The organism is Cyclobacterium lianum (assembly GCF_900143075.1).
Taxonomy (GTDB): Bacteria; Bacteroidota; Bacteroidia; order Cytophagales; family Cyclobacteriaceae; genus Cyclobacterium; species Cyclobacterium lianum.
Genome location: NZ_FRCY01000002.1, coordinates 65,378 through 85,112, shown reverse-complemented (window position 1 = coordinate 85,112; position 19,735 = coordinate 65,378). Strand labels below are relative to the sequence as shown.

The following is a 19,735-nucleotide window of genomic DNA, read 5'->3' as shown; positions in this document are numbered from 1 at the left end:
ATGAAAATGTTAGTTAATAAAAAGAGTTACCTTCTTGGAATGATGGTTTTCCTGCTGAATTATTCCTGCACAGAACCTTTGGAATTAGCGCCAATTAGTTCTATAGGGGCCAATTCCTTTTGGCAATCGGAACAGGATGCAACCGGTGGAGTCATCGGAATGTATAACCAGTTTAGAAACCTGGCCTCCCGGTCATTGTTTTACATGGGTGAAGCCAGAAGTGAAGTGATGGGACATGGAATTCAAAATGCAGATTTCAGACAGAAATATTTTGAAAATGATATGAATGAGGGTAATGCGGATCTGGATTGGCTGCAGTCCTACCGGGTGATTAATTATGCCAACCTGGTGATAGAAAATGTTCCCGATATATCATTTCCCAGTGAAGCCAAGAAGAATGATTTGTTAGCCCAGGCTTATACAATGAGGGCCTTTGTGTATTTTGTACTGGCCAAAACATGGGGGGATGTCCCTTTGGTGACTGTGCCTGTAGAAGGCTATGATGCGCAGACTACCTTTCAGGAAAGAGCGGCTGTTTCGGCTATTTTTGATTTGATTAAAAGTGATCTTGATGAGGCCATTAATTTGTTTCCAAACAATGAGTTTCCTGCAGGTCGGGCCATGTGGTCCAAGCCTGCGGCCAATATACTGAAAGGGGATGTTTATTTATGGACTGGAAAGACAATGGGGGGAGGAGAAGCAGATTTTACCACGGCATTAAATGCATTAAATGATGCTAAATCTGCGAATCTGAGTCTTTTGGATGATTACTCCAGGGTTTTTGATTTTGACAATAAAGGAAATCAGGAAATCATCTTTGCCGTACATTTCAGCGATTTTGAGTCTTCCAATAACATGTATTCAGATATGTACATCAATGCATTGGATATTAGGGATACTTATGACCAACAGACGCTGGAAACGATCGGAACCCCAGGAGGTTTCAATTGGTGGGCGCCTTCTGCTACCATGAGAAATCAGTTTACTGAAGAGGATAGCAGAAAGTCAGCAAGTTTTCTCGAAATATATTCAAATGAGGAAGATAACACTTTTATTACCTCTATTGTGCTTAAAGGTAACGGTTATTCAGAAGGAGGCACCAGAAGGTTTCTGGATGATATTGTCATTTACCGGTATGCTGAATTATTACTCCTGATAGCGGAAGTCAAAAATGCACTTGGTCAGGATCCTTCGCAGGAAATAAATTTGGTCAGAAGCCGGGCTTATGGAGATAATTTCCCGATGTATGAATTTACCAATGGATCCCAATCTGAAAATAACGAGGCCATTCTGCAGGAAAGGTTGTTTGAATTGGCCTTTGAAGGGAAAAGATGGTGGGATCTGATTCGTTTTGACCAAGCTTTTGATAAGGTACCCTCCCTTCAGGGCAAGGCTGGACAAAACCACTTATTGCTGTGGCCGATAACCCTGGAAACCATTAGTCTCAACTCCAAAATAGTACAAAATTCAGGGTACGAACAATAAAAAACTTTGATGGTATCTGAATAGTAGGCAGCTAAATGTTCATACACAAAATAATTCTTTCTGTAACGGTGAGTATGGTAAACCTTTGCCACCTGGCAGATGCCCAACATGCCTTTTTGGGTCCTGACAATGGAAAATCAATCTCAATAGGAGCCTTGGTTCACCAGGATGTGGATGAAATCGAAGGGCTAAAAATGGGACCGTTTGTCAAGTTGGATAATGGGAATATTTTATCGGTAGATGGAACTGATTGTATCATAAGTAGCGACAATGGGAAAACCTGGGAAAATATCCGACCCACTGATATTGAAGCAAGTTCGGCTCCTGCTATGTTAAAAAGACTTCAAAGTGGCAGATTGGTATTGGTTTGGCACAGAAGATTCCCCGAGGGCACCAGCGAATATCCCCTTAGCGGAGGAGACAGGCAATGGTCAGAAGTGGCGGCAAGCAATCACAGAGAGGAGTTATCCATTGCGTTTTCTGAAGATGATGGTTATACCTGGTCTGATCCAAGAGTGATTGCAAAAATAGACCGCCGTCGGAAGATGGGTCCTCCATTAAGAAGGATTTCTTATCCTTATCTTTTTGAAATTAATCCGGGAGAATTGTGGATTACTACTATGCAGGGTGGTCTCAGGGTTAAACTTAATGAGGAAGATTTTATTCAATAAACGGCACTTTTGTGCTAAAACTACTTTGATGAAAAAAAATAGATTATTCGTTTTTGTTGGATTTTTCCTAATAAATATTGTGAACCCTTCACTGGCACAGGAACTACTGAACCCATCTCAGGTTGTCTTGCACATTGGTAAGGAGGGTGCTAACCCACGGAACAGCGAAGGTAGCTTTATTCAATTAAATGATGGAAGGATTTTGTTTGCCTATTCTAAATTTGAAGGTGGATCAGGTGATCATGCGAGTGCCTTTATTGCAGGTCGGTATTCTTCTGATGGAGGTAATACCTGGACCAAAAAGGATGAAGTTATCGTCTCCAATGAAGGCGGGATGAATGTCATGTCTGTCTCTTTTCTTCGCCTGCAGGATGGGTCCATTGCGCTTTTTTATGCGCGGAAAAATTCGCTGGACGATTGTACCCCTTACATGCGTATTTCACATGACGAGGCCGTCACCTGGTCGGAGCCAGTAAGTATTATTAGTGATACCGAGGGTTATTTCGTATTAAACAATGACCGGGTAATTCAACTTCCCGGAGGAAGACTGCTGGCACCAGTCTCACTTCACAAAGTTGCGGGCAAAGACTTTAGTATGCGGGGCCGAATCTATTGTTATTACTCAGACGATAGCGGAGAAACCTGGCAGCGTAGCATGGAGCTGCCGAATCCAAAGGAAGTAGTCTTGCAGGAGCCCGGCCTGGTTTCACTGAAAACTGGTACTATTAAAATGTGGTTACGAACCGATCGCGGGGTGCAATACCTGAGTGAATCACATGACAACGGAAATACCTGGCAGGAAGTCTATGCTTCAGACATTCCGTCGCCAAGATCTCCTGCATCGCTCAGGAGGATTCCTAAGACGGGTGATCTCCTATTGATTTGGAATAACAATGATGGCTCAATCGATGGAAAAGCCTCTTTCAGGACCCCACTGACGGCTGCGGTCTCAAAAGATGAAGGTAATAGTTGGATCCACATTAAAGAGCTTGAGAATGACCCAGATGGATTCTTCTGTTATACGGCCATTTCCTTTCTGGACGATGAAGTCCTCCTGGGGTACATGGCCGCAAATCGGCTGGAGCTAAAGGAAAAAATACCCCTGGTACTGCGGAAAATGAGCTTACATGAATTTTACGAATAATAGATACGGAAATGAAAAAGAACAAAATTAATAGCATCCTTAAGATTGTGGTGATACCGGCCTTGTTAGCCTATGGATGTGGTGGTAGAGAATTGAATGAGCAGACATCCGGAGAAAACAGCGACGGAAATGTTGAGAAGGGTATTGAAAGGAACCTGGTGCTCAATCCCGGAGATAATAATCCCCGAAATAGTGAAGGGGATTTCATTCAACTAAAAGATGGTCGAATACTTTTTGTTTACTCGCATTATTATGGGGAATCTTCGAGTGACCATGCTACCGCCTATCTGGCAGGCAGGTACTCTTCAGACCAGGGAGAAACCTGGACAGAAGAAGATGTGGAGATTCTTCCGAATGAGGGTGGTATGAACGTTATGTCGGTCTCCCTGCTTCGCTTACAAAATGGAGATATTGCCATGTTCTATTTAAGGAAAAATGATACAGATGATTGTATTCCCATGATGCGGATCTCTAAGGATGAAACAGAATCCTGGTCAGACCCCGTACCTTGTATTACAGATAAGGAAGGTTATTTTGTATTGAACAATGACCGGGTCATTCAATTGGAGGATGGCAGGTTAATGCTTTCGGTGGCCAGACATGCAGGTCCGGATATGGAATGGAGTGGTAAAGGGGATATTTTTTCCTATTACTCGGATGATAATGGAGAGAACTGGCATAGTAGTGAGGAAGTTCCCAACCCGGAGGATATTGTTCTTCAAGAGCCCGGTTTGGTGGAATTGGAAGACGGATCTATTCTAATGTTTATCCGGTCCAATGCAGGCGTACAGTGCTATTCGTATTCCCAAGATAGGGGCGAGACCTGGTCTGAGGTGGAAAAAAGCACCCTGGTGTCACCAGTATCCCCCGCCACCATTGAACGTATTCCCAGTACCGGAGACCTTTTAGCTGTTTGGAATAATAATTTATCCGATGACCCGGAAATATCCAGGCTCAGAACGCCCTTAAATGCGGCCATTTCAAAAGACCAGGGAAAAACCTGGGAAATGACCAAAACCCTGGAAGATGACCCCGACGGTTGGTATTGTTATATTGCCATGGATTTTGTGGGAGAGAAGGTTTTGTTGGGATATTGTGCCGGGAACCGACCTGCGGGAACAGGCCTTTCGGTCACCAAGGTTAGTAAAGTGGATATGGATTGGCTGTATGAATAATAAAGAAGAGGATAAGGTACGCTATTTCCTGGAGCTGGAAATATGCTAATGTTGAATAGGCTTCGTTCGAAAAATCCCTTTCAAAAATTTCGGACAGGCGGAAAAAGGAAAAATACCTTCGACGTGTTTAAGTTTGGCTAATCGGCTGTTTTGTACATGGCAAACCTATTTCCTATTATCACTATAAGAAGTTCAAAACCGGGACCCGAAGGCTTGATTATCGCCGGAGTACATGGGGATGAATACGAACCCATCCTCGCCGTTCGACAGTTAATTGTTGAGTTGAGGGATAAAATTGGGAAGGGTTCGTTAACCTTAGTGCCCGTGGTAAATAAAGGAGCGTTTTTAGCTGGTGCAAGACTCGGTTTAGACGGACTCGACCTTGCCCGAACCTGTCCGGGAAAAAAAGGGGGAAGTATCACCGAAAAGGTAGCCCACGAAATAAGCAAATTGATCCGGAAAGCTGATTTTTTGATTGACATGCATACAGGTGGGAATCTATTTGAAATTTCACCTTTGGCGGGGTACATGTTGCACCCCAATTCAGAAGTGCTGGAAACCCAACGGGGCATGGCAGAAGCATTCAATCTACCCATTATTTGGGGGACAAGTCCATTATTGGAGGGAAGAACCTTATCCGTGGCCAGAGACGAAAATGTTCCGGCTATTTATACGGAATATCTGGGAGGGGGATTTCATCCGAAAGGAACTGAGGATTTGGTAGCCGGTTGCAAAAATGTATTGGCATACTTTGGAATGCTACCATTCGTGAGAAGAGATTCCAAAGTGACTCTTAAAATCGAAGATAATCAACCGGGGAGTGGACACTTGCAGGAGATGTATCCAGCCCCGGAGGAAGGGATTTTTGAGGCAGCGGTGGCACTGGGACAGCTGGTCAGGCAAAACGAGCTTTTGGGCTATATTTGTGATTATAGTAATGAGAAAAAAATAGAGGTTTTTGCCAGGCAGGAAGGAAAGGTTTTTTTGATCAGGGCGGTGCCCATGACAAAAAAGGGGGATGCATTAGCGGGAATTTTATCGGCTGGAAACGAAATATTATGAAAAAATCGAATAGCTTTTCTCCCAGGGTCATTGTCATTACCGGGGCTTCCAGAGGAATTGGGAAGGCCATGGTAGAAAAATACGCCGAAAATGGAGATTTGATCGCTTTGGTCGCAGATCAAAAAGTGGAATTAGAGGAAACGGTAGCAGCGGTGAAAAAGGGTGATAACTGTCTCCTTCTTCATGGAGATTTGGCAAACAGCGAATTCCTCAAACAAGTAGTGCAAAATACCCTCGAAAAGTGGGGCAGGATTGACGTCCTGATCAATAATGCGGCCTGGAGAACGGTCGAAACACTGCGAACTATTACCCTGGAAAATTGGGAAAAAACGATAAAGATCTGTCTGACAGCTCCGGTATTCTTGAGCCGGCTTGTGGCCGAAAGCATGGAAAAAGTAGGTTCACCTGGTGTCATTATCCAGGTCAGTAGTATCATGGCTACCAGAGCCGGCGGAACCAGTCCTGCTTACGTTGCCTCAAAGGGTGCCCTACTTAGTATTACGTATGAAATGGCGGCTTTGTATGGTCCTTCCGGAATCCGGGTAATTGCCGTCTGTCCAGGTAATGTACACACCAGTTTGAGTCAGGATTTTACTGACTGTGAAGGAAAGAACATCAGCGGTAACCTGGTAAGGGATATGGAAAATCAAACTCCACTTCAAAGAAGTGCTAGCCCTGAAGAAATCGCCAATGGAGTATATTGGCTTTCATCCAAAGAAGCCTCTTTTGTAACAGGAACCGCTCTTGTGATGGACGGTGGATTTACACATAATTTCAGCAGTTATAAAAACAAACATTTACAATTTCCCAAAGAGTTTTGAAAGGAATCTGGAAGTACAAGGATTTAATGGACTTGCCGACCAATCTCCCCCCATTCAGTTTGGGGGAAGGCGACACGCCATTAATTCAATCTAAAAATATCGGCCCGGAAATGGGCATGACCAATTTGTATTTCAAGCTTGAAACCGCGAACCCCTCGGGCTCATATAAGGATCGCTTTGCAGCTATTGCCATTGCCGAAATTCTGAACAAAAAAAGTAAAATTTGTTTGGCTACAACCAGTGGAAATACGGGGGCAGCACTTGCTGCCTATTCTGCTGCTGCGGGTTTGCCCTGTAAAATTGCCATCGTAGAGGGTGCTCCCGAGGGGAAACTGAAGCAGATGAGAGCTTATGGGGCAAAGTTATTTATGATAAAGGGTTTTGGTATTAGCAGTGAAATCAGTGAAAGGGTGTTTGATAAGCTCGCAAAATTGGCCGTTCAATACCATACCCGCATTCAGGTTAGTGCTTTCAAATATTGCCCGATAGGAATGAAAGGCGTGCAATCCATCAGTTTTGAATTAGCAGAGGACATGCCCGAAGCAAAAAATATATTTGTTCCCGCAGGAGGAGGAGGGCTGGCACTGGCAGTGGCCAGAGGCTTCCATCTTTGGAGGCAAAGATTCCCTGGTTTTGAAGTTCCCAGGGTACATTGTGTTCAACCTGAAGGCAATAATACCATTGCTGGCAATCTGAGATTAGGCCTGGATTATGCACAGCCCGTAACAGACGCAGTTACAAAAATTAGTGGATTGCAGGTGGCCAATGTAATCGATGGAAACGACACCTTGAAGGCTTGTAGAGATACGAAAGGCAATGGCTACCTGGTAACGGATAAGAAGGTGTTCGAATGCCAGCGATTATTGGCAGAGAAAGAGGGTATATTCGCCGAGCCTGCCGGAGCTGTTTCTTTGGCAGGGTGGTTGGAAGCCGTCCGGTCAGGGGAGTTGAAACCAGAGGATAAGGCGGTATGCATCGTGACAGGAAATGGATTTAAGGATCCACCTTCTATAGAAGATTTGATTAACATGAATCCCGTTCAGTACCTGGAGGATGAAGAAAGTATGGATGCTTATTTTGGAGTGGAATGATTGAAATCGAAATAATAACAACTTAAGATGAATGATAAACTAAAAGGGGTATGGCCTGCGATGTTAACCCCATTGAATGAAGATGGGCGACCGGACACAGCACAGTTGGAAAAGTGGTTGGATGTCCTCGTTTCACAGGGGATGGATGGACTGTATTTGCTTGGGTCCACAGGCCAGGGTTTTTTATTGGGTGAAGCCGATAGGAAGAGGGTCACAGAAGTGGCGGCAGCGGTCAACAGCGGAAGGATTCCGATCATTGTTCAGGTAGGCTCAATGACTACAAGTGAATCGGTAAGGCTGGCAAAACATGCTGAAAACTGTAAAGTGGATGGCATTTCTTCCGTTGCTCCGGTCTATTACAGTTCTTCGGATGGCAGCTCTGCCATGGCGTTGAAGCACTATGAAGAAATTGCTAAATCCACTGATTTACCTTTCTTTCCTTACCAACTTGGATCCACTGGTTTTTCAGATGGATTGGTGGGCTTTGTTAATAAGTTGCTCCAACTCCCCAATATGGCTGGGATGAAATTGACCACCAATAACCTGCTGGAAATAAGTACCATTTCCTATAGTTCACGGGGCAGGCTAACGCTTTTCAGTGGGGCGGATGAGTTGATGTGCCACGCGGCACTTTGTGGTACTTCTGGTGCTATCGGATCTTTCTATAACTTGTTTGGTCCGGAATGCCAGTTTGTTCGGAATTCCTTTTTAAATGGAAATGTCCAGCTTGCAACAGACTTTATGCTGGTTTTTCAGGAGATGATAGCAGAGGTATTGCCCAATATTTGGACCTTTTTCAGGCAAGCCATTCAGTTAAGGTATGCCATTGACATTGGTCCTTCCATTCCGCCGGTGGGGAATACAAATAAGCCCTGGAAAGAGGAAAAAGTGCAGGCTTTGGTAGAATTGATTATTGATGCTTCCAGGATTAAAGAATCCCAACTTTCCAAATGAAAAAGACAAACTATTCTCTACGTGAGATGGAAGAAAAGCTGTATTCGGCTGTCATCTCGGATGCATTGGATGGCTTGGGATTTACCGCTCAATCGCCTGACATCTCCTTTTCCATTCATACGGGAAAGGCTAAACTGGTAGGAAGGTGTAAAACCACCCTTTGGACTGAGATGTACCACGTCGATCCCAACCCGTATGAACTAGAGCTTAAGGCTGTTGATGACTGTCAGCCAGGTGAAATTTTTATTGCAGCCGCTGCAGGATCAAACCGATCTGGAATTTGGGGTGAATTATTATCTACAGCGGCGAGTAACAGCGGTTGTCTCGGAGCATTGGTAGACGGGAGCATTCGTGATATTGCCAAAATCAGATCGATGGGTTTTACGGTTTTTGCTAAAGGCAAGCGGATTTATGACAGCCAAAACCGACAACGGGTAATTGATATCGATGTTCCTGTGGAAATAGGAGGAGTATTGTTTTGCCCGGGAGATTTGGTGTTCTGCGATGAAGATGGAGTAGTGGTCATTCCACAGCAAGTAGAGGAAGCAGCCATAGAAAACGCCATGCTAAAAGTGAATGCAGAAAATATCACCAGGGATGAAATCAAAAAGGGAATGAAAGCAATGGATGCTTACAAAAAATATGGTGTCTTATGAATCAAAGCCTTAATCGGCTTAATGGAAACCTTTTATTAATGACATTATTTATGAAGAAAGAAGTTATTTCTGGGGAAGGAGTTCCCCAAAGTACCCTGCCGTTTTCACCGGCATTGAAAGTAAATAACCTGGTTTTTGTATCAGGACAGGCCTCTGTTGATGAAAGCGGGAAAATTGTGGATGATAATTTTGAAGGAGAAGTCAGAAGGTCATTTGAAAATGCCAGGAAGATTCTGGCTGCGGCAGGTCTGGATTTCAGCCATGTCGTGCAGGTCAGAAATTATGTAGCACGTCAGGAAGACCTGGTAGAATTTAACCAAATCTATGAAGAATATTTTCAACCCCCCTACCCAGCCAGGACTACACTGATTGGCTGCCTGGGAACATTGTTGAAATTTGAAGTTGATTTGATTGCGTATGCAGAATAAAAATCCAAAACGGATCGGGATTTTGGGAATTTACCATGAGTCCAATACTTTTTTGGAGAGTCTGACCAATTGGGAGGATTTTCAAAACGGTCATCTGCTTTACGGCCGATCTATTGTTGAAGAATATCGGGATGCCTTTCATGAGATAGGCGGGATGGTGGAAGTGCTGGAAAAGGAACCGGATTTGGAGATCGTTCCATTGTTTTACGCAGAGGCTACCCCAGGTGGAATCCTGTCGAGAGAAGCAGCAGCTCGTTTATTTATTGAAGTAAAAAATTCCATTACCGAGTCAATGCCTTTGGATGGATTAATGGTGGTGCCGCATGGTGCGGGTGTCAGCGCCTCCTATTCGGATTTTGATGGCCATTGGCTGAAAATGGTCAGAGATATGCTTGGTCCAGAGCTTCCTATTATTGGTACCATTGATCCCCATTGCAATCTGAGTGATGTTATGGTGGAGGCCGTGGATGCCTTGGTGGCATACAAAACCAATCCTCATGTGGACCAAAGGCAAGTGGGAATGGAGGCAGGAAGGCTTATGATCGGTAGGATCCGTGGCGAAATTCGTCCAGTCATGCAGGCCATCCAAAGTCAGGTAGCAATAAGCATCGATTTGCAGCACACTGAGTCCAGTCCATGCAAAGAACTGTATGAATTATCCTCAGAAATAGGTTTAAGACCTAAAATTCTTTCTACAAGTGTGGTTCTGGGGTTTCCTTATGCCGACGTTCCGGAGATGGGAACGAGCTTTATTGCAGTGGCAGATGGAGACCAATGGTTGGCACAAAAAGCAGTAGGCGAGCTGAACGAGTATATTTTTAAAAACCATTTGGAATTTTTAGGAGGCAAAACCAGTATTGATCAATTGCCTGATGAAATTCGAAATGTGCAAAAGCCGGTCCTTTTATTGGATATGGGTGATAACGTTGGAGGAGGCTCGCCCGGAGACAGTACGTTTTTACTTGAACTGGTGGAATCACAACCCGGGCAAAGGAGTTTTATGTGCATAAATGACCCGGAAGCCGTAAGGGCCATTAAAAAAAGAGGGAATGTAACCGGCTTTACTCCTTTAAGTATTGGTGGTAAAACTGATTCCCGGCATGGGAATCCTGTAGAAACAGAAGTAGAATTAATTTCTTTAGTGAATGGCAAATTTTCTGAAAAAGAACCCCGGCATGGAGGTCAGGTAAATTTTAATATGGGAGAAACAGCCATTGTAAAAACAAAATCAGGCAATACCCTAATGCTTACATCTTTGAGGACGGTTCCATTTAGCCTTCAGCAATTAGTTCATTTCAATATAGATCCGACTCAATTTGATGTCATAGTTGCTAAGGGGGTAAATGCGCCTTTAGCGGCCTATCAGACTGTTTGTAAAAGTATCATCCGAGTAAATACTCCTGGGGTAACATGTGCAGATATGTCCAATTTGCGGTACCAAAACAGGAGAAAGCCGCTGTTTCCATTAGATGATTTAGCTTGAATCAAAATGATGCATAAACCAGATCAAAACGCACTTCCCGACCCAGAAACAACCCATTCTGAGCTGATACTGGAATTGGAACATTATACCGAAGGACCGGCGGTTGATCCGGAAGGCTCGTTTTATTTTACAGATTTGGCAGGCCAGGGGATTCGAAAAGTCCAGGGGGGGCGTTCTGTGCAGTGGGGAATGGGGGGAAGACCCAATGGGCAAGCCATTTTGCGCAATGGAGATCATTTGATTTGTGACAGCTTCTCAGCTTGTGTTTTGAAATACGATTCCGATGGAATACTATTGGGGAGTGTTTCGCCGGAACGGATCGAAGGACATAAGGTTCGGTGCCCTAATGATATTGCCATTGATCCCGACAGGGGTTTTTATTTTACGGATTCTGTCAGGAAGGAGGGAATGGTGTATTTTGTAGGCTGGGATGGATCAGCCAGAATCGTGGCCAGGGATATCGATTTTGCAAATGGCATCGTTTTTCAAAGGGAAAAAAAATTTTTATGGGTAGCTGAAAGTTACAAAAACAGGATTTTAAAAGTGGATTTGAATGCCCAACCTGAAGATGCTGATTATATAACTGTATTTGCCTATTTGCCATTTAATAAAAACAACACAGAAACAGGCAACCTTCCTGATGGAATGGCTTTGGACATAGAGGGCAGACTGTGGGTTGCCCACTATGGGATGCAGGCCGTCCAGGTACTTTCTAAGACCGGATCACTTTTGGCATCTTATGATTCAGCTATTCCCCTCACGAGTAATGTATGTTTTGTAGGCGATGAAATTTGGATGACAGGGGGGATTGCGGAGCCGGGTCCCGGAAGGTTGGCAAGGATCAAGGTTGGGATAGGAGGGTATTCCCTTTTTTGAATGAATTTAATTTTGATATGATATCAATAGGAATTATTGGCGCTGGAAATTTTAGCATCAAACATATTGAAGCCATTAGAAAGTTGCCCAACGTTCAACTAAAGGCGATTTGTAGAAGGGATCCTCTTGCCTTGAATCAGCAAAAGAAGACTTATGGCGTGGAGGGATATACAGACTATAAGCAGCTTCTGGAGGATCCCGCCATTGATGCGGTATTGATTGCCACCCCACATCATCTCCATGCAACAATTGCAATTGCCGCGGCCCGTGCAGGGAAACATATATTATTAGAAAAGCCGATGGCTGCTACCTGGCAGGACTGTCTGGCCATACAGGAAGCCTGTGTAAAAAACAACGTGAAGCTAATGCTCGGGCAGGTCGGGCAGTTTACCCCTGCATTTGTGGCTGCAAGGAAATGTCTGGAATCGGGAAATCTTGGAGCTATTCAGATGGGCAGAGCTACCTCGGTTTCCTTTTGGAAACATGCAGAGCGACGAGATTGGCATTTAACGGAAAGTACGGGCGGGGGGTATCTGTTGACTGTGGCCATACATCAATTGGATTTGCTTTGCACGCTGATACCTTCGCGGGTGCAGCGGGTTTATGCGTTGATATCCAACCATTTTCACCGGGATGAAGTAGACGATGGCGGGATCATTATCCTGAAATTTAAGGATGGGCAGCAGGGCTCTTTACATTTCTCAGGATTCCAACATGGGGTGAATCAGGTGGATGCAGAATTGTATGGGACACAAGGAATGATAAAAATTAGTTATTCCCAGGGAGCCTATTTGGGGAAAGAGCAAAAATGGGAATTATTACCTGATTCGTACACCGAAAACTGGATGGCGGATGCTTTGGAGTCCGAGTGGAAAGAATTTGTCCGTGCCATTGAATTGGACCGCTTGCCGGAGGTGTCCGGTAAGCAGGGTTTGTATGTAATGGAGGTGTTATTTGCTGCTTTATCGTCTTCTGCCACCGGTAAGGAAGTCGCGCTACCTATAAATTTAACTTCAATCTCAAATTAAATCGGATGATACCTAGCAAGTCCCTTTTGGTAATTACCTTTTTTCTAACCAGTGTACTGGTACCTGGTCTGACCGCGAAGGAAATCCAATGGGAAGAACTGCCCGCCCTACCTGACAAGGAAGGTTTTGCCGGTATGTTCGCAGGAGTGAGCAATGGGGTATTGCTGCTTGCAGGAGGTGCTAATTTTCCTGAGAAGCGACCATGGCAGGGGGGAGAGAAGATTTGGTATGATCACATTTTTTATTTAGAAAACAAGGATAGGGGCTGGCAAATGAGTACTCAAAAGCTTCCCATGCCTCTCGCCTATGGCGTTTCAGTGACTTACAATGAGAAAATTTGGGTCATCGGGGGGAACGATGCAAAAGGGCATTATGGTAAGGTGTATAGTTTATCCTATGGAGATGGTGAAATTAAAATTGATGCAAATTATCCCTCCCTTCCAGTGACCCTGGCCAACATGTCTGGAGCCATGCTGGACGGGGTGATTTACATTCAAGGGGGGCAGGTAAGTCCGGACGCGATTGGCGAGGATGTCTTTTATATGTTGGATTTGAAGCAATCGCCCTCGGAAATGAAATGGGTGGAGGGCCCGGATTTTCCGGGTACATCACGAATTCAGGCTGTAGCTGCCGCTCACAACGGCGATTTTTATCTTTTTAGCGGTTTTCATTTGGTAAAAAACAAAGACGGAGGGTTGGGTAGGCAATTATTAACAGATGCTTATCGGTACTCTCCCGGAGATTCTTCCTTCCAGGGGGAATGGAAGCAGCTTCAGGATCTGCCGAGAGGAGTGGCTGCGGCCCCCTCTCCAGCCTTTAGCCTGGGCAATTCCCATATTTTGATTCCGGGAGGATTGGATGAGGAAACCCTACAGTATAAGGATCCATCTACCCATCCGGGATTTTCAGACAAAATGCTGGCTTATCAAAGCAGGGCAGAAACTTGGGTTGAAATGGGTGAAATGCCTGCTGGAAGTTCAAGGGTAACTGCACCGACAGCGTTTTGGAAGGGCTATTGGGTGGTTCCCAACGGTGAAAAAGGACCTGGGGTCAGATCGCCAAAGGTTATGGGAATGGAAACTCAAAATGCTTTCGGCTGGGCCAATTGGACCACGTTAGGTATTTATCTATGTGGTATGCTGGGGATCGGTTTTTATTTTTCCAAAAGGGATAATACGACCGATGAGTATTTTCTTGCGGGTAAAAGAATTCCATGGTGGGCAGCAGGTTTAAGTATCTATGGCACCCAGCTAAGTGCGATCACCTTCATGGCCATACCGGTCATTGTGTATGCCACCAATTGGCGCCTGGCCTTGGGTTCATTTATGATTTTTGCAATTGTCCCCCTCATCATCAGGTATTACCTGCCATTTTTCCGGCGGCTGAACATCACCACCGCTTACCAATACCTGGAGTTAAGGTTCAACATTCATGTTCGGCTTCTGGGGAGTTTAATATTTATTTTATTACAATTGGCAAGGATGGGAGTGGTGGTTTATCTTCCGGCCATCGCTATTGCATCCGTCACAGGAATGGATATATTGCTTTGCATTGGAATCATGGGCTTGTTTAGTACGGTATATACTGTTATGGGGGGAATGGAAGCTGTGATATGGACGGATGTGATTCAGGTGCTGGTCTTGCTGGGGGGAGCATTGCTTTCCATTTTTATCGCGGTCGCCAATATTGATGGCGGAATGGGTGCCGTCTTACAGGTGGCGATGGAGCAGGAGAAATTCAAATTGGTGGATTGGTCCTGGGATTATACCCAGTTGGTTTTCTGGGTGGCCATCATCGGATTTTTCTTTTTAAACCTAATTTCGTATACCTCGGATCAAGTGGTCATTCAACGCTACCTTACTGTTAAAGATGAGGACGAAGCGGCTAAAAGCCTTTGGACGAACGGCATAATTACGTTGCCAGGAATAATATTATTTTTTGGTTTAGGGACGGTGCTTTATGTCTTTTATCATAGTAATCCCGACAAAATTGGAAGCAGCAATCCAGAAGAATTGCTGCCTTATTACATCGTGGCTGAACTTCCCCTTGGTATAGCAGGACTGGTAATTGCGGGGATATTTGCCGCAAGCATGTCTTCGCTCGATAGCAGTATGAATAGCATTTCAACCGCCTATGTCACAGATGTTCATAAATTTTTCAATCCAAAACTAGGTGATAGCGCCTACCTGAGATTGGCGAAAATCATTACGGTATTTATGGGTGTTTTTGGTACGCTAACGGCCATGTGGATAGCTGTATCTGAGGTCGGGTTTATCTTTGACCTTTTCCAAAAACTGCTGGGAATGATCGGAGGAAGCCTTGCCGGTGTATTTGTCTTGGCCATATTTAGCCAAAAGGCCAATGCAACCGGTGTGATTATTGGTACCATTTCAGGTGCGATTATTACTTTTCTGGTAAGCAGATATACTGAGGTTAACGGCTATTTATATGGGGCTATTGGTGTGCTAAGCTGTGTGCTTATAGGGTATGCCTTTAGCCTCTTTTTTCCAAAAGGGAAAAGCCAGTCCGATGGATTTACCTATAAATCCATAATTAAGAAATGATCATTGAAAAATTCGGAACAAAGCAGAAAAATATTCCGGCGCAGAAACCCTTGGGTGCGGAAAAACGGGCTGAGACGTACAAATCTTTTTTTTGCCTGGAACCTGATTTTTTGGTTAATCACATTTACCCTCTGACGATTGCTTAGGAATAAGGCTTAAATGTAGCGTAAAAAATGTATCATTTTATGATTTATTTAGACTCGTTTTTTGTTGATAGGCTGTGGGTCGGCCAAACTTTCAGATACTTTCATTGGTTTCGTTAGCAAGAGAAGTATATTTATAGGTAATAAATCCGAAATTGTGGTGTTTTGTTGTTAAATGCTGTTAAAATCAGTACTTTATTAGTAGGTGGCACCATTTTAGAGGAAACAATGTGAATAGATTCGACGTGTAATTTAAAAAAAAATAAAAAGGAAGGTATACTATGGATAAAAAGCAGTTTTTCCTCGGTATGGTACTGGCCTCATTAATTGGAGGACTGGTGGCCGTGTTTGGAATTAGTTTAATGCAAAATAACCAGGATTCATCGTCAAATTTTAGTGAAAAACAGAATACGAGCTTTGTCAATTGGCTAAATGATGATCGTTTTGTAGTCCCGGAAGGAATCAACTTTGTGGCCTCCGCAGAACAGGTCACCCCTGCTGTGGTGCATGTCAGAAGTACAGTCACCATGGGTAATCGACAAGGAGGAGTAGATCCTCTTGAAGAATTCTTCGGATTCAGGTCTCCGAGAGGCGAAGCGCCACCAAGGCAGGGCAGGAGTTCGGGATCGGGAGCGATCATATCTGCAGACGGATACATTGTCACCAATAACCATGTGATAGAAAATGCATCAAAAGTGGACGTTACCTTACAAGACAACAGACGCTTTACTGCCAGAGTTATCGGTACTGATCCGACAACGGATCTGGCCTTGCTAAAAATTGAGGCCAATAACCTGAAATTTATTCCATTTGGCAATTCGGATGAAGCCAAAATTGGCGAATGGGTGCTTGCGGTAGGAAATCCGTACGAGCTCAATTCTACCGTTACAGCAGGTATTATCAGTGCCAAATCCAGGAATATTGGCATTTTGAGAGATGAAAGTAATTTGCAGGTGGAGTCCTTTATTCAGACAGATGCTGCAGTAAACCCCGGTAATTCCGGTGGGCCCTTGGTCAATCTGAATGGAGAACTTCTTGGCATCAACACAGCAATTGCTTCGAGAACAGGTGGTTTTAGCGGTTACTCCTTTGCTGTACCAAGTGCGATTGTCAAGAAAGTGATGGATGATCTTTTGGAATTTGGAGCAGTTCAACGAGGTCTCCTGGGTGTAGTCATCAGGGATGTAAATGCGGATTTAGAGGAACTGATTGGTGAAAAAGTTAATGCTAATCGCGGAGTATACATAAGTGAAGTAAATGAAGGCAGTGGTGGAGCAGAAGCTGGATTGCAAAAAGGAGATATTATCATTGGCGTAGATGGCTTTGATACTTATTCTACCTCAGCCCTTCAGGAAAGAGTGGCCAGAAAGCGGCCCGGAGATACGGTCGAAGTGACCTATTTAAGGAATGGAGAGGAAATGACGACTACCGCCACCTTGAAGAATGTATCCGGTGATACCAAGGTTGTCATCAAGGAAATCCCAAAGACGACAGAGTTTGAAGGCGTTATTTTTGAAGATTTGAGTGCCTCAATCAAAGAAAGGCTTGAAATTGAAGGCGGGGCCTCAATTTCTGTGATAGAAAATGATGCCTGGGAAGCTTCAGGAGTAAAAGAGGGTTTCATCATTACAAAGATAGGAAGAACCAAAATTCTGAATGGGGACGACGTCATTAAGGCGCTTAACAATTATAAAGGAGAAGAAGTGACCATTTTGGGAGTCTACCCCAATGGGCAAAGATCCTACTACGATTTGGACTTATAAGTCATTTTTAGTTTAATGGTTTGAAAAATGCCTCCTGAGATCAGGGGGCATTTTTTATGGCTTTCGGGCAATTGATTTCTCAATTTATGCTTTTAGGTAAAGAATTCGCGTAATTCCTCGCAGGTCGCCCCGATGTAGAATCTGTTTTATGCTTCAGAGAACAATATGTAAAAATGGCAGGGCATACAATAAAAAAGGCCTCACCAGGAGGCCAACATTGTGGGAGTTGAGGGATTCGAACCCCCGACCCTCTGCTTGTAAGGCAGATGCTCTGAACCAACTGAGCTAAACTCCCAATATTTCAAACAATTGGTTCCTACGAAGTAGGGATTTGGACTCCCGTCCCTTCCGATGTAAATCGGAATGCTCTGCACCAACTGAGCTTAACTCCCATTTTTTGATCCGGGAGGCTGATTTCCTCTCTTATGTCGCGAATGGGAATGCAAATATAGGTTTAAAAATTTCCGGACCAAAACTTACCCAAACTTTTTTAATTTTATTTGTTGAAATTGTAGGATACCCCGCCACGGGCCCATCTACCGGGCATTTGTACAGTGCCAGCTTCGATGTAATCGGTATTGCTCAGGTTGGAGATTTCTGCAAAAAAGCCGATTTTTTTCAACCGGTTTACATCCATTCTGATGTCCAGTAAAAAATAGGGGGCTAACTTCATGCGTTCAATGTATCGACTTTTCAAGGTCAATTCTATATTTTTTCGGTATTCGGCCCGAAGCCCTGTGATAAACTGGTGCTTCAAGGCATTCAGTGAGTATTGGGTTTCCTGCCCTTCCATTTCAATGAGGTCTGCTGCAATATAATTGTAACTCAGGCTGACCTCGTCCAGACGTATGGCATTCGAAGACTCACCAAACTGGTATTGTATGCCCGCCTCTACTCCCTGAAAAGAAACTTCATTGAAATTTTGTGGTTGCCATGGTGTGTCGGCATCAGGTCGGGTCCATTCGATCAAGTTGTTGGTATGTCGGTTAAAATACACCAGTTCGGCATTCAGGCCCTCTTTGGAGATTTTAAATCCTCCCTCGTAATTTTGGGCTTTCTCTGGTTCCAGTGCGTCATTTCCAATATTTGTCGGGCCCACATAATAGAGGTCAGTGTATGTGGGGATCCGAAAACTAACGCCAAAATTCGCATAGCCTCGAATCCAGGAATTTAGCTGGTAGCCTAGTTCTGCACCGGGAAAATGTCGCCAACCGTATTCTGAGTAGTAATTGGAATAAATACCCGCCCGGATGTCTCCCTTATCAGAAAATTCAAGCCTGTGCTCAAGAAATGCTCCCATCAAATCCCGATCTCTTAAACCAAGGTTATTGCTGTCAATACTTTCCCGCCGACTTTCTAATCCCATTCCCAGGGTGCCAAAACCGGTTTCTTGCCGGGCATTGATTTCTAAAGCAAGGACGTTGGTTTGGTGAATGTTTTGAAAGACTTCAGGATCATTTCTCACCAGCCTGAATTCATCCTGATTTTTCCTCCAGTAAGCTCGCGTTGAAATATAACTACCTCCTTTTTCGAAGGTGTGACTCAGCGAGGCAAGCGTGGTCTGTATGCTTTCCCATTGGTCAGGAAATGAGCTGGTATAGAATCCGTTCGCTCCAAAATCACGGTCCGCATAAGCAATCATTGTTTTGAATTCGTGGTATTGGTTTACAGCCAGGCCTCCTTCATAAAAAACATTTCCGACTCGATAATCAGAATTATACCAATGACCATCACTGGCATCATGGGACACTGCCAGACTTTGCCTGTATTTTCCAATGGGCAGACCCATTCGGAAAGATCCCCCACGCATGGCAAAATCGCCTCCATACAAGTTGGCTTGAACCTCAAAGGATTCAGGCAATTCAGTAATGATATTGATCGCACCGGCATATGCATTTTGGCCGTAGATTCTGGACGCCGGTCCTTTTAAAATGTCCACCCTTTGAATGCCGGCGAGCGGAACGGGGATATTTACCATATGATGGCCCGTCTGCGGGTCGGAAAGCTTGATGCCATTGACAAGCATAAGGGTTTGCTCAAAAGATCCGCCGCGGATACCAATGTCGGCCTGCACTCCTGCTATGCCGCGCTGTCGTACATCCAGTCCGGGGGTAAAGGTCAAAATTTCCTGCAGACTTCTGGCCGGGGTAGTTTCCAGGGCTTTTCTGTGGATGATGTTGATATTTCTTGAGGCCCTGGAGAATGGGATTTCCATTCTGTTTTCTTTGATAATTACCTGGTCCAATGTGATTGAGGTACTGTCTTCCTGAGCATAGATGGGGTAGGAAGCTACCAATAAGAATGTGAACAAATGGGTGAATTTCATCGCAATTTTCTGATTAGGTAGCCCAAATTACTCTCCAAAAAACCAAATTCACAAATTTGAAAATC

At 44.3% G+C, this 19,735-nt stretch carries 16 protein-coding genes and 1 tRNA gene; 15 read left to right on the top strand and 2 right to left on the bottom strand.

Going from position 1 to position 19,735, the window contains the following annotated elements; translation table 11 throughout:
• From BUB19_RS03000 to BUB19_RS02930, 15 genes are all read left to right on the top strand, one after another.
• Entirely contained in the window at positions 1-1,485 is a 1,485-nt protein-coding gene (locus BUB19_RS03000; protein ID WP_073091744.1) for a RagB/SusD family nutrient uptake outer membrane protein, read from the top strand.
• Positions 1,486-1,520: 35 nt separating this feature from the next.
• Complete coding sequence (locus BUB19_RS02995; protein ID WP_073091741.1) at positions 1,521-2,156, top strand: exo-alpha-sialidase; 636 nt, start codon at positions 1,521-1,523, stop codon at positions 2,154-2,156.
• Between the two features lie 28 nt (positions 2,157-2,184).
• The gene (locus BUB19_RS02990; protein ID WP_073091738.1) at positions 2,185-3,300 is read left to right on the top strand and encodes a sialidase family protein; all 1,116 of its coding nucleotides are present in this window, start codon (positions 2,185-2,187) and stop codon (positions 3,298-3,300) included.
• Between the two features lie 11 nt (positions 3,301-3,311).
• Positions 3,312-4,475 (top strand): sialidase family protein, encoded by a 1,164-nt coding sequence (locus tag BUB19_RS02985; RefSeq protein ID WP_073091735.1) that lies wholly within the window; start codon positions 3,312-3,314, stop codon positions 4,473-4,475.
• A 156-nt stretch (positions 4,476-4,631) separates the two neighbouring features.
• Complete coding sequence (locus BUB19_RS02980; protein ID WP_073091733.1) at positions 4,632-5,537, top strand: succinylglutamate desuccinylase/aspartoacylase family protein; 906 nt, start codon at positions 4,632-4,634, stop codon at positions 5,535-5,537.
• Positions 5,534-6,358: an SDR family NAD(P)-dependent oxidoreductase gene (locus BUB19_RS02975; RefSeq protein WP_073091730.1), complete on the top strand. Its 825-nt coding sequence runs from the start codon at positions 5,534-5,536 to the stop codon at positions 6,356-6,358. Before BUB19_RS02980 ends, BUB19_RS02975 begins: the two co-directional genes overlap by 4 nt.
• Entirely contained in the window at positions 6,355-7,449 is a 1,095-nt protein-coding gene (locus tag BUB19_RS02970) for a pyridoxal-phosphate dependent enzyme (RefSeq protein ID WP_084096921.1), read from the top strand. Before BUB19_RS02975 ends, BUB19_RS02970 begins: the two co-directional genes overlap by 4 nt.
• Positions 7,450-7,476: 27 nt before the next feature.
• The gene (locus tag BUB19_RS02965) at positions 7,477-8,403 is read left to right on the top strand and encodes a dihydrodipicolinate synthase family protein (RefSeq protein WP_073091725.1); all 927 of its coding nucleotides are present in this window, start codon (positions 7,477-7,479) and stop codon (positions 8,401-8,403) included.
• Entirely contained in the window at positions 8,400-9,059 is a 660-nt protein-coding gene (locus BUB19_RS02960) for an RraA family protein (RefSeq protein WP_073091718.1), read from the top strand. Before BUB19_RS02965 ends, BUB19_RS02960 begins: the two co-directional genes overlap by 4 nt.
• Positions 9,060-9,109: 50 nt before the next feature.
• On the top strand, positions 9,110-9,487 hold the full coding sequence (locus BUB19_RS02955; protein ID WP_073091712.1) for a RidA family protein: 378 nt from the start codon (positions 9,110-9,112) through the stop codon (positions 9,485-9,487).
• A 22-nt stretch (positions 9,488-9,509) separates the two neighbouring features.
• Positions 9,510-10,970, top strand: coding sequence for a M81 family metallopeptidase (locus BUB19_RS02950; protein ID WP_245802764.1), 1,461 nt, complete (start codon positions 9,510-9,512; stop codon positions 10,968-10,970).
• 6 nt (positions 10,971-10,976) lie between these two features.
• Positions 10,977-11,846 (top strand): SMP-30/gluconolactonase/LRE family protein, encoded by an 870-nt coding sequence (locus tag BUB19_RS02945; RefSeq protein ID WP_084096919.1) that lies wholly within the window; start codon positions 10,977-10,979, stop codon positions 11,844-11,846.
• 17 nt (positions 11,847-11,863) lie between these two features.
• A complete protein-coding gene (locus BUB19_RS02940) occupies positions 11,864-12,874 on the top strand; it encodes a Gfo/Idh/MocA family protein (RefSeq protein WP_073093122.1) in 1,011 nt (336 codons plus the stop codon).
• A gap of 5 nt (positions 12,875-12,879) precedes the next feature.
• A complete protein-coding gene (locus BUB19_RS02935; protein WP_073091701.1) occupies positions 12,880-15,438 on the top strand; it encodes a sodium:solute symporter family protein in 2,559 nt (852 codons plus the stop codon).
• A 424-nt stretch (positions 15,439-15,862) separates the two neighbouring features.
• Positions 15,863-17,344 (top strand): Do family serine endopeptidase, encoded by a 1,482-nt coding sequence (locus BUB19_RS02930; protein ID WP_073091696.1) that lies wholly within the window; start codon positions 15,863-15,865, stop codon positions 17,342-17,344.
• A gap of 220 nt (positions 17,345-17,564) precedes the next feature.
• Here the strand turns inward: BUB19_RS02930 and BUB19_RS02925 are convergent.
• Both BUB19_RS02925 and BUB19_RS02920 read right to left on the bottom strand, forming a co-directional pair.
• Positions 17,565-17,639, bottom strand: a tRNA-Val gene (locus BUB19_RS02925).
• 201 nt (positions 17,640-17,840) lie between these two features.
• Positions 17,841-19,670 carry a TonB-dependent receptor plug domain-containing protein gene (locus tag BUB19_RS02920; RefSeq protein ID WP_073091690.1) on the bottom strand — a complete coding sequence of 610 codons (1,830 nt, stop codon included), beginning with the start codon at positions 19,668-19,670 and terminating at the stop codon, positions 17,841-17,843.
• Positions 19,671-19,735 lie beyond the last annotated feature (65 nt).

Coding starts and splice junctions, on each gene's coding strand:
- BUB19_RS03000 (WP_073091744.1), top strand. CDS start 1: ATGAAAATGTTAGTTAATAAAAAGAGTTACCTTCTTGGAATGATGGTT.
- BUB19_RS02995 (WP_073091741.1), top strand. CDS start 1,521: ATGTTCATACACAAAATAATTCTTTCTGTAACGGTGAGTATGGTAAAC.
- BUB19_RS02990 (WP_073091738.1), top strand. CDS start 2,185: ATGAAAAAAAATAGATTATTCGTTTTTGTTGGATTTTTCCTAATAAAT.
- BUB19_RS02985 (WP_073091735.1), top strand. CDS start 3,312: ATGAAAAAGAACAAAATTAATAGCATCCTTAAGATTGTGGTGATACCG.
- BUB19_RS02980 (WP_073091733.1), top strand. CDS start 4,632: ATGGCAAACCTATTTCCTATTATCACTATAAGAAGTTCAAAACCGGGA.
- BUB19_RS02975 (WP_073091730.1), top strand. CDS start 5,534: ATGAAAAAATCGAATAGCTTTTCTCCCAGGGTCATTGTCATTACCGGG.
- BUB19_RS02965 (WP_073091725.1), top strand. CDS start 7,477: ATGAATGATAAACTAAAAGGGGTATGGCCTGCGATGTTAACCCCATTG.
- BUB19_RS02960 (WP_073091718.1), top strand. CDS start 8,400: ATGAAAAAGACAAACTATTCTCTACGTGAGATGGAAGAAAAGCTGTAT.
- BUB19_RS02955 (WP_073091712.1), top strand. CDS start 9,110: ATGAAGAAAGAAGTTATTTCTGGGGAAGGAGTTCCCCAAAGTACCCTG.
- BUB19_RS02945 (WP_084096919.1), top strand. CDS start 10,977: ATGATGCATAAACCAGATCAAAACGCACTTCCCGACCCAGAAACAACC.
- BUB19_RS02940 (WP_073093122.1), top strand. CDS start 11,864: ATGATATCAATAGGAATTATTGGCGCTGGAAATTTTAGCATCAAACAT.
- BUB19_RS02935 (WP_073091701.1), top strand. CDS start 12,880: ATGATACCTAGCAAGTCCCTTTTGGTAATTACCTTTTTTCTAACCAGT.
- BUB19_RS02930 (WP_073091696.1), top strand. CDS start 15,863: ATGGATAAAAAGCAGTTTTTCCTCGGTATGGTACTGGCCTCATTAATT.
- BUB19_RS02920 (WP_073091690.1), bottom strand. CDS start 19,670: ATGAAATTCACCCATTTGTTCACATTCTTATTGGTAGCTTCCTACCCC.